8 protein-coding genes are annotated in these 9,288 nt (G+C 51.8%); 6 read left to right on the plus strand and 2 right to left on the minus strand.

Annotated features, from left to right (window positions below; all coding sequences use genetic code 11):
- Nucleotides 1–11: 11 nt before the first annotated feature.
- Nucleotides 12–1,175 carry a 1,3-propanediol dehydrogenase gene (gene dhaT / locus WHR59_RS03180; RefSeq protein ID WP_043017714.1) on the minus strand — a complete coding sequence of 388 codons (1,164 nt, stop codon included), beginning with the start codon at nucleotides 1,173–1,175 and terminating at the stop codon, nucleotides 12–14.
- A gap of 22 nt (nucleotides 1,176–1,197) precedes the next feature.
- Nucleotides 1,198–1,626: a heme-binding protein gene (locus WHR59_RS03185; protein WP_338843573.1), complete on the minus strand. Its 429-nt coding sequence runs from the start codon at nucleotides 1,624–1,626 to the stop codon at nucleotides 1,198–1,200.
- Nucleotides 1,627–2,018: 392 nt separating this feature from the next.
- Here WHR59_RS03185 and WHR59_RS03190 point away from each other — a divergent pair, with 392 nt between their 5' ends.
- From WHR59_RS03190 to WHR59_RS03215, 6 genes are all read left to right on the plus strand, one after another.
- Nucleotides 2,019–3,686 (plus strand): propanediol/glycerol family dehydratase large subunit, encoded by a 1,668-nt coding sequence (locus tag WHR59_RS03190; protein ID WP_043017712.1) that lies wholly within the window; start codon nucleotides 2,019–2,021, stop codon nucleotides 3,684–3,686.
- An 11-nt stretch (nucleotides 3,687–3,697) separates the two neighbouring features.
- Nucleotides 3,698–4,282 (plus strand): propanediol/glycerol family dehydratase medium subunit, encoded by a 585-nt coding sequence (locus tag WHR59_RS03195; RefSeq protein WP_043017711.1) that lies wholly within the window; start codon nucleotides 3,698–3,700, stop codon nucleotides 4,280–4,282.
- A 2-nt stretch (nucleotides 4,283–4,284) separates the two neighbouring features.
- Complete coding sequence (locus WHR59_RS03200; RefSeq protein WP_075145608.1) at nucleotides 4,285–4,713, plus strand: diol dehydratase small subunit; 429 nt, start codon at nucleotides 4,285–4,287, stop codon at nucleotides 4,711–4,713.
- Nucleotides 4,714–4,723: 10 nt separating this feature from the next.
- Entirely contained in the window at nucleotides 4,724–6,535 is a 1,812-nt protein-coding gene (locus WHR59_RS03205) for a diol dehydratase reactivase subunit alpha (protein WP_047408499.1), read from the plus strand.
- Between the two features lie 113 nt (nucleotides 6,536–6,648).
- Nucleotides 6,649–6,972 (plus strand): DUF1889 family protein, encoded by a 324-nt coding sequence (locus tag WHR59_RS03210; protein WP_338843574.1) that lies wholly within the window; start codon nucleotides 6,649–6,651, stop codon nucleotides 6,970–6,972.
- A gap of 940 nt (nucleotides 6,973–7,912) precedes the next feature.
- The gene (locus WHR59_RS03215; protein WP_051642772.1) at nucleotides 7,913–9,193 is read left to right on the plus strand and encodes a TolC family outer membrane protein; all 1,281 of its coding nucleotides are present in this window, start codon (nucleotides 7,913–7,915) and stop codon (nucleotides 9,191–9,193) included.
- Nucleotides 9,194–9,288: the final 95 nt, after the last annotated feature.

The following is a 9,288-nucleotide window of genomic DNA, read 5'->3' on the forward strand; positions in this document are numbered from 1 at the left end:
CCCCTGGGTTATCAGAATGCCTGACGGAAGATCTCGGCGATTTCTTTCTCGTTCCCTTTGCGCGGGTTAGAGAAGGCGTTGCCGTCTTTCAGCGCCATTTCCGCCATGTACGGGAAATCGGCTTCTTTGACGCCCAGGTCGCGCAGATGCTGCGGGATACCGATGTCGGCGGAGAGACGGGCAATGGCGTGAATGGCCAGTTCGGCGGCATCCATGGTGGAAAGGCCGTCAGTGTTTTCGCCCATAAATTCTGCGATATCGGCAAATTTTTCCGGGTTAGCGATCAGGTTATAGCGCGCCACGTGCGGCAGCAGTACGGCATTCGCCACGCCGTGCGGCATGTCGTACAGACCGCCAAGCTGATGCGCCATCGCGTGAACGTAGCCAAGGTTGGCGTTGTTAAAGGCCATGCCGGCCAACAAAGAGGCGTAGGCCATGTTTTCGCGTGCTTTCAGGTTGCTGCCCAGTGCTACGGCCTGGCGCAAGTTACGCGCGATGAGACGAATAGCCTGGATAGCGGCGGCGTCGGTAACCGGGTTGGCATCTTTGGAAATATAGGCTTCCACGGCGTGGGTCAGGGCGTCCATCCCGGTCGCTGCGGTCAGCGGGGCGGGTTTGCCGAGCATCAGCAGCGGATCGTTAATGGAGACCGACGGCAGGTTGCGCCAGCTGACAATCACAAACTTCACTTTGGTTTTGGTATTGGTCAGCACACAGTGGCGGGTGACCTCGCTGGCGGTACCGGCAGTGGTATTCACCGCGACGATCGGCGGCAGTGGATTGGTCAGAGTTTCAATCCCGGCATAGCTATAGAGATCGCCTTCGTGGGTCGCCGCGATACCGATGCCTTTACCGCAGTCATGTGGACTACCGCCGCCGACGGTAACGATGATATCGCAATGCTCTTTGCGAAAGACGTCCAGACCGTCACGCACGTTGGTGTCTTTGGGATTCGGTTCAACGCCGTCAAAAACCACCACGTCAATACCGGCCTCACGCAGATGGGCGAGGGTTTTATCTACTGCACCGTCTTTAATAGCCCGCAGACCTTTATCAGTAACCAGTAGCGCTTTTTTACCGCCTAACAGTTTGCAGCGTTCGCCAACAACGGAAATAGCATTGGGGCCAAAGAAGTTCACATTTGGCACCAGGTAATCAAACATACGATAGCTCATAATATACCTTCTTAGATTTAAATTATAATTCAGAGAAACAACTTAGCGCGGTTTCTGCTAATAATCTGTCTTGTTCGACGGTGCCGCCGCTAACGCCAATGGCTCCAATTAATTCCCCATTTAACATGACGGGTAAACCGCCACCGAAAATAACGATACGCTGTTGGTTGGTAAGCTGCAAACCATATAGCGAAGCGCCAGGTTGTACTGCATCAGTAATTTCATGGGTGCCCTGGCGCAGGCAGCAGGCGGTATATGCTTTATTAAGAGAGATATCACAACTGGTGACAAACGCGTCGTCCATACGGTGCATCAGCAGCGTGTTTCCGCCGCGATCCACCACAGAAAAGACCACCGGAACGTTGATATCAAACGCTTTAGCCTCGACGGCCTGCGCCATTTTCTTTGCAGCCGCCAGCGTAATGGTGGCGATTTTTTGGCTTTTATTCACAGTCTCTCCTGAAAATATTGTAGGGCTGAGGTCACGAAAAAAATCGCGCGACAGCTATTTTTATCATTGGCTTTACCTTATTTTCTCGCCGCACGTTATTAAGTCAATAGGGCATGCATTTCAGGAAATTTAAATTCATCTTCCCATTTTTACGTTTATTGATAATGATCATTTAACCTCGTCACAATTCACGGCGGATATTCCTGAGCTGCGTTTCAATATGAAACGATGCGTTTTTATTCGGTGCCAAATTGGAACGAAATTAATTTTATTTTTTTATTGTCCTGCTCATTTAGAGTTCGGCCATTGCTGATGAAAGGCGAATGCTGGGTGTTGTGTCCCCGGCAATGCGGCCCGGCGTCCCTATTTTTTATCTTTTGAGTCCATAAACTATGAGAAGATCAAAACGATTCGAAGTGCTTGCGAAGCGCCCTGTAAATCAGGATGGCCTGATTGGCGAATGGCCTGAAGAGGGGCTGATCGCCATGGAAAGCCCCTACGATCCGGCTTCGTCGGTGAAGGTGGAAAAGGGTCGTATTGTTGAGCTGGACGGCAAAAGTCGCGCCGAGTTCGACATGATTGACCGTTTCATTGCCGACTACGCCATTAACGTGGCCGAGGTCGAGCGCGCCATGCAGCTCGACGCGCTGGAGATCGCCAGAATGCTGGTGGATATCCACGTCAGCCGGGAAGAGATAATTGCCATTACCACTGCTATCACCCCAGCGAAAGCGGTGGAGGTAATGGCGCAAATGAACGTGGTGGAGATGATGATGGCGCTGCAAAAAATGCGCGCCAGACGCACGCCCTCTAATCAGTGCCATGTCACCAACCTGAAAGATAACCCGGTACAGATTGCCGCCGACGCGGCTGAAGCGGGGATCCGTGGCTTTTCCGAGCAGGAAACGACGGTCGGGATCGCCCGCTACGCGCCGTTTAACGCCCTGGCGCTGCTGGTGGGTTCCCAGTGTGGTCGCCCCGGTGTGCTGACGCAATGTTCTGTTGAAGAGGCCACTGAGCTTGAGCTGGGAATGCGCGGGCTAACCAGCTACGCCGAAACGGTGTCGGTCTATGGCACAGAATCGGTGTTTACCGATGGCGATGACACGCCGTGGTCCAAAGCGTTTCTCGCCTCGGCTTATGCGTCGCGTGGCCTGAAGATGCGCTACACCTCCGGCACCGGCTCGGAAGCGCTGATGGGCTACTCCGAAAGTAAATCGATGCTTTATCTGGAGTCGCGCTGCATTTTTATCACCAAAGGCGCGGGCGTACAGGGGCTGCAAAACGGCGCGGTCAGCTGTATCGGCATGACCGGCGCTGTGCCGTCGGGGATCCGCGCGGTGCTGGCGGAAAACCTGATTGCCTCAATGCTCGACCTTGAAGTGGCCTCCGCCAATGATCAGACCTTTTCCCACTCCGATATTCGCCGAACTGCCCGCACCTTGATGCAGATGCTGCCGGGCACCGACTTTATTTTCTCCGGTTACAGCGCGGTACCCAACTACGACAACATGTTTGCCGGGTCGAACTTCGACGCTGAAGATTTCGATGATTACAACATTCTGCAACGCGATCTGATGGTTGACGGCGGTCTGCGTCCGGTGACTGAAGAAGAAACCATCGCCATTCGCAATAAGGCCGCACGCGCCATTCAGGCGGTGTTCCGCGAACTGGGCCTGCCGCTGATTAGCGATGAGGAAGTGGAGGCCGCCACTTATGCTCACGGCAGCAAAGATATGCCCGCGCGCAATGTGGTGGAGGATCTGGCGGCCGTGGAAGAGATGATGAAGCGCAATATCACCGGGCTGGATATTGTCAGCGCGTTGAGTTGCAGCGGCTTCGAAGATATCGCCAGCAATATCCTCAACATGCTGAGGCAGCGCGTCACCGGGGATTATCTGCAAACGTCGGCGATTCTGGATCGCCAGTTCGATGTCGTCAGCGCCGTCAATGACATTAACGATTATCAGGGACCCGGTACCGGCTATCGCATCAGTGCCGAACGCTGGGCGGAAATTAAAAATATTGCGGGCGTGGTTCAGCCCGGCTCGATCGAATAAGGCGGAACACAGTGGAATACACAACTGAACGTAAGCCGGTTTTCACCTTGCAGGTGAGCGAAGGCGAGGCGGCTAAAGCGGACGAACGCGTGGATGAGGTGGTGATTGGCGTCGGCCCGGCCTTTGATAAGTATCAGCATAAAACCCTGATTGATATGCCGCACAACGCGATTTTGAAAGAGCTGGTTGCCGGAATTGAAGAAGAGGGACTGCATGCGCGAGTGGTGAGAGTGCTGCGCACCTCGGATGTTTCTTTTATGGCATGGGATGCGGCAAATCTCAGCGGTTCAGGCATCGGGATTGGTATCCAGTCGAAAGGAACCACGGTGATTCATCAGCGCGATCTGCTGCCGCTGAGCAACCTCGAGCTGTTCTCTCAGGCTCCGCTGCTGACGCTGGAAACCTATCGCCAGATTGGTAAAAACGCCGCGCGCTATGCGCGTAAAGAGTCGCCTTCGCCGGTGCCGGTGGTCAATGACCAGATGGTGCGGCCCAAATTTATGGCCAAGGCCGCGCTGTTTCATATCAAAGAAACCAAACACGTGGTGCAGGATGCTGCACCCGTCACGCTGCATATTGCACTGGTAAGAGAATGACCATGAACGACAACATCATGACCGCGCAGGATTACCCATTAGCGACCCGCTGCCCGGAGAAAATCCAGACTCCTGGCGGTAAGCCGCTAACCGACATTACCCTTGAGAATGTGCTGGCGGGCCGCGTAGGACCGCAGGATGTGCGGATTTCTCAGCAAACGCTGGAGTACCAGGCGCAGATTGCCGAACAGATGCAGCGTCATGCCGTGGCGCGCAATTTCCGACGTGCGGCAGAGCTGATTGCGATCCCGGATGCCCGCATTCTGGAGATCTACAACGCGCTGCGCCCGTTTCGTTCTTCGTTCGCTGAGCTGCAGGCTATTGCCGATGAACTGGAGCATATCTGGCACGCTACGGTGAACGCCGGGTTTGTCCGCGAGTCGGCAGAGATATATCAGCAGAGAAACAAGCTGCGTAAAGGCAGCCAGTGACGGAGGCAACATGCCGTTAATTGCAGGGATCGATATCGGCAACGCCACCACCGAAGTGGCGTTGGCACAGCATGGGCATTTTATCGCCAGCGGGATTGTTGCCACTACCGGTATGAAAGGCACGCGGGACAATATTGCCGGGGTGGTGGCTTCTCTGCAGCAGGCTCTGAATAGCACCCCGTGGTCGCTTCAGGATGTGGCGAAAATCTGCATCAACGAGGCCGCGCCGGTGATTGGCGATGTGGCGATGGAAACCATCACTGAAACCATCATTACTGAATCGACAATGATTGGCCATAACCCGCAAACGCCCGGCGGCGTTGGCGTGGGAATGGGGACAACTATCGCCGTGGAGAAGCTGGCGGCGTTAAGCGAGGATCGGTTTGCCGAGGGCTGGATCCCGCTGGTAGGCGAGGAAATGGATTTTCTCGAGGCGGTCTGGCTTATCAATGCGGCGCTGGATCGCGGCATCAACGTGGTGGCGGCGATCCTGAAAAAGGATGATGGCGTGCTGGTGAACAATCGCCTGCGTCGGCCAATGCCGGTGGTTGATGAAGTCACCTTACTTGAGAAGGTGCCGGAAGGGGTGCTGGCGGCGGTGGAAGTGGCGGCCGCCGGGCAGGTGGTGCGGGTATTGTCGAATCCTTACGGCATCGCGACCTTCTTTGCCCTGACGCCCGAGGAAACGCAAACTATCGTCCCCATCGCCAGAGCGCTGATCGGCAACCGTTCCGCCGTGGTGCTGAAAACCCCGCAGGGTGATGTGCGATCAAGGGTGATCCCGGCGGGCAAGATCTTTATCCGTGGTGAAAAGCGTGGCGGCGAAGCCGACGTAGCGCAAGGCGCGCAGGCCATTATGCAGGCGATAAGCGCCTGTGCGCCCGTGTGCGATATTCGTGGTGAAGCAGGCACGCACGCAGGCGGCATGCTGGAGCGGGTGCGTAAGGTGATGGCCTCACTGACCGGTCATGACATGAACACGGTGCATATTCAGGATCTATTGGCGGTCGATACGTTTATTCCGCGCAAGGTGCAGGGCGGCATCGCTGGAGAGTGTTCAATGGAGAACGCCGTGGGCATTGCGGCAATGGTGAAATCCGATCGCTTACAGATGCAGGCCATCGCCAGTGAGCTGAGCGCCCGGTTAAACACGCCGGTTGAAGTTGGCGGCGTGGAGGCCAACATGGCCGTAGCGGGGGCGCTAACAACGCCCGGATGCGCCGCACCGCTGGCGATCCTCGATTTAGGCGCAGGATCTACCGATGCCGCCATTATCAATAGCGACGGCGTAGTGAGAGCGGTGCATCTGGCCGGTGCAGGAAATATGGTTAGCCTGTTAATTCAAACTGAGCTGGGCCTAAACGATGCGTTTCTGGCGGAGGAGATTAAAAAATACCCGCTGGCAAAAGTGGAAAGCCTGTTCAGTATTCGCCATGAGAACGGCGCGGTAGAGTTTTTCCGCGAACCGCTCAGCCCGACAGTCTTCGCCAAAGTGGTGTATCTGAAAGAGGGGGAGCTGATCCCGGTAGATAACCTCACCTCGCTGGAAAAAATTCGTCTGGTGCGCCGACAGGCCAAAGAGAAGGTTTTTGTGACCAACTGCCTGCGCGCATTGCTTCAGGTTTCACCCAGTGGCTCCATTCGCGATATTGCTTTTGTAGTGCTGGTGGGCGGCTCCTCGCTGGATTTCGAAATCCCGCAGATGATCACCGATGCGCTGGCGCACTACGGCGTTGTCGCCGGACAGGGCAACATCCGTGGTAGCGAAGGGCCGCGTAATGCGGTGGCAACCGGGCTGGTTTTGGCCGGAATCGCGAATTAATCGTGCAGAAAACAGCCACCGCAAGCGTTTAGCTGCGGGGTAAATCAAATAAAGGCGATGTTCTCTTTGATATCCCGACGAAGTTGGGTACATAGTATAAATGTGTCTCTCACGTGGTTAATTTTAAGGATAAGAGCATGCCAACAGCAATTGAGAAAGCATTGGATTTTATTGGTGGTATGAACACTTCGGCGTCAGTACCCCATTCAATGGACGAAAGTACCGCTAAGGGAATCTTAAAGTATTTGCATGACTTAAATGTGCCAGCGAGTCCGGAAGCTGTAATGGCACGAGGTGAGCAGGAGGGATGGAATCCCGAGTTCACGAAAAAAGTGGCCGGATGGGCAGAAAAAGTCGCCTCCGGTAACCGCATCCTTATCAAGAATCCAGAGTATTTTTCAACCTATATGCAGGAGCAGCTCAAAGAGCTAGTGTGAGCTGACTATCGAATCAAACGCTAACGGACGTTTCCATCTCTGGATGGGGCGTCCAAAGGAGGGCTAGTGACATGCTTGTTGCCAGGCAGGCGTTTCGCACCGCAAAAGCGAGGTAATCTAATAGCTTTTCTTTAACTCCTGCACATAGAGATATTATCAACTTCTCAGTAGTACCTGGATTATCCGTGGCGACTCACCTCACAAAGAAGACTCAATAATCAGAATTATATTGCGTCAACCTCATTATATTTACTGAAATATTCTTTTATTACTAAATTTTCCACAGATTATTGATAGTCATTAGCAAGTCCGTTGCTGAATAATATTTGCATTCGCAGCCCGAGCAGCAGCATCCAGCACACCTGTTATTTTCAATCCAAAGCCCACAATTTTCCTTCACTTCAGCGATAGTGGCCCATGTGTATCAATCAAATCTACAACTATTTTTCTCTCCTGAGTAAAAGACCATTCAAAAAATATTTGTCAATAAATTCTATAGTCTTGGTACAAATTGACATTTGTTTGAAAATCTTTGTGTTAAGTACGCTGTGAAATTAACGCAAAAATGTTCATTTACTGGGAGGTAATAATCCTATTTATAACAAAGAGTTTTCATGTTTGTATAAAAAACAACCTTTCAGACTTTTATAAAGATCCCGCAATATTCTTTATTCTATTAACATCACATTAACATTGTGGGTATGGTTAGGGTGTACAGTATTTGTTATGCTCCAAGTCAATTAATAATATTCACTAGGGAAAATCCTATTTCACCATTTCTTGATAAATGAGCTCATTGTTGAGAAAGGAAATTTATTCCTTATTTGACAAATGGTTAAAAAACGAATCCTGGAGGAGAATCTACCCTATTAATATGGAGGCTCATGTGCGGATTTTTGTACCCCTAAGGCACACAATATTTTATTTTTTATTTGCAGGTATGATCGTATGTGGTACTGCGAAAGCCTATAACGGTACACCGAACACAGCCCGAGTTGCGTCTGTGACACTGAAGGAAAGTATTCTTTTTGCTTTTGACCGTGACCCATCAATAAGTCAGCAGGCCGCGCAAATGGGAATCGGCCAGGCGCAAATAGACGAAGCACGCAGTGGTTGGATGCCGCAAATATCACTTAATGGCAATACAGGGCATAGCCAGACGACAGACTCAAGCGGCTCACTAAAAAACTCAGCAGCATGGGGGCTAAGTCTGACGCAGCTTGTCTATGATTTTGGCAAAACGAATAGCGCAATCAGTCAGTCTGAAGCACAACGAGATAGTTACCGGTACCAGCTTATGGCTACATTGACTGGTGTCGCTGAGAAAACGGCTCTCAGCTACGTTGAAGTCAGACGCTATACCGAACTGACACAAGCAGCGAAAGAAAATATTACTGCGCTTAAAAATGTTCAGCATATGGCGCGATTGCGCGCAGAGGCTGGTTTGAGTTCTACGTCCGATGAGCTTCAGACGCAAGCGCGTGTCGCGGGAATGCAGGCAACGTTTGAACAATACAATGCAGCGCTGAGTAGCGCGCGGGCAAGACTGGCTGTTTTAAGCGGTATTGATGCAGAGCAGTTGCAACCCGTGCCTGAGGCATTAGTCGTTCGAGAGGATTCTCTTGATAATATTGATTATTCATTAATTCCATCTGTGCTCGCCGCAAGGACAATGGAAACGTCTGCTCAGTATGCCGTTGAAAAAGCAAAATCACAGCACTGGCCGACTCTAAGCCTTAAAGGTGGACGTACGCGTTATGAATCGGATAACCGAAGCTATTGGGACGATCAGATTCAGCTAAATATTGATGCCCCTATTTACCAGGGCGGTTCGGTTTCAGCGCGAGTTCACCAGGCTGAAGGCGCAAGAACAATGGCGATGTCGCAAGTCGATCAGGCTCGATTTGATGTACTACAAAAAGCGTCAGTTGCTATGGCGGACTGGTCTGGAGCACACGGTAGAATGAATGCCGGGAATATACAATTGCAGAGCGCTCTGCGTGCTCGCGAGGTTTATAAAAATGAATATACCCTTAGCAAAAGAAGTATTAATGACTTACTAAGCGTTGAACAAGACGTCTGGCAAGCAACGCTATCAAAAATAATGGCTGAATATGATAGCTGGAGTGCCGCAATTAATTATGCCACTGCCCTGGATAATTTATTGCCTGCTATAGGTGTTGAAAAAAATGCTGCGGCGAAATTACCTGATCTAAGTTAGTAACGAAAAGAAAACGCTGCAAAAATTGCTGAAAAAAAACTGAAGACAATGGGAGTCTTTCCCAGAGATTGCTACATCTGAATGTTGGCAATCTG

It is taken from the genome of Citrobacter europaeus, assembly GCF_037482245.1.
Classification (GTDB): domain Bacteria; phylum Pseudomonadota; class Gammaproteobacteria; order Enterobacterales; family Enterobacteriaceae; genus Citrobacter; species Citrobacter europaeus.

Bases quoted from the DNA above. Each gene is read 5' to 3' on its own strand.
- WHR59_RS03190 (WP_043017712.1), top strand. From the start codon at position 2,019: ATGAGAAGATCAAAACGATTCGAAGTGCTTGCGAAGCGCCCTGTAAAT.
- WHR59_RS03215 (WP_051642772.1), top strand. From the start codon at position 7,913: ATGATCGTATGTGGTACTGCGAAAGCCTATAACGGTACACCGAACACA.
- WHR59_RS03200 (WP_075145608.1), top strand. From the start codon at position 4,285: ATGAACGACAACATCATGACCGCGCAGGATTACCCATTAGCGACCCGC.
- dhaT (WP_043017714.1), bottom strand. From the start codon at position 1,175: ATGAGCTATCGTATGTTTGATTACCTGGTGCCAAATGTGAACTTCTTT.
- WHR59_RS03205 (WP_047408499.1), top strand. From the start codon at position 4,724: ATGCCGTTAATTGCAGGGATCGATATCGGCAACGCCACCACCGAAGTG.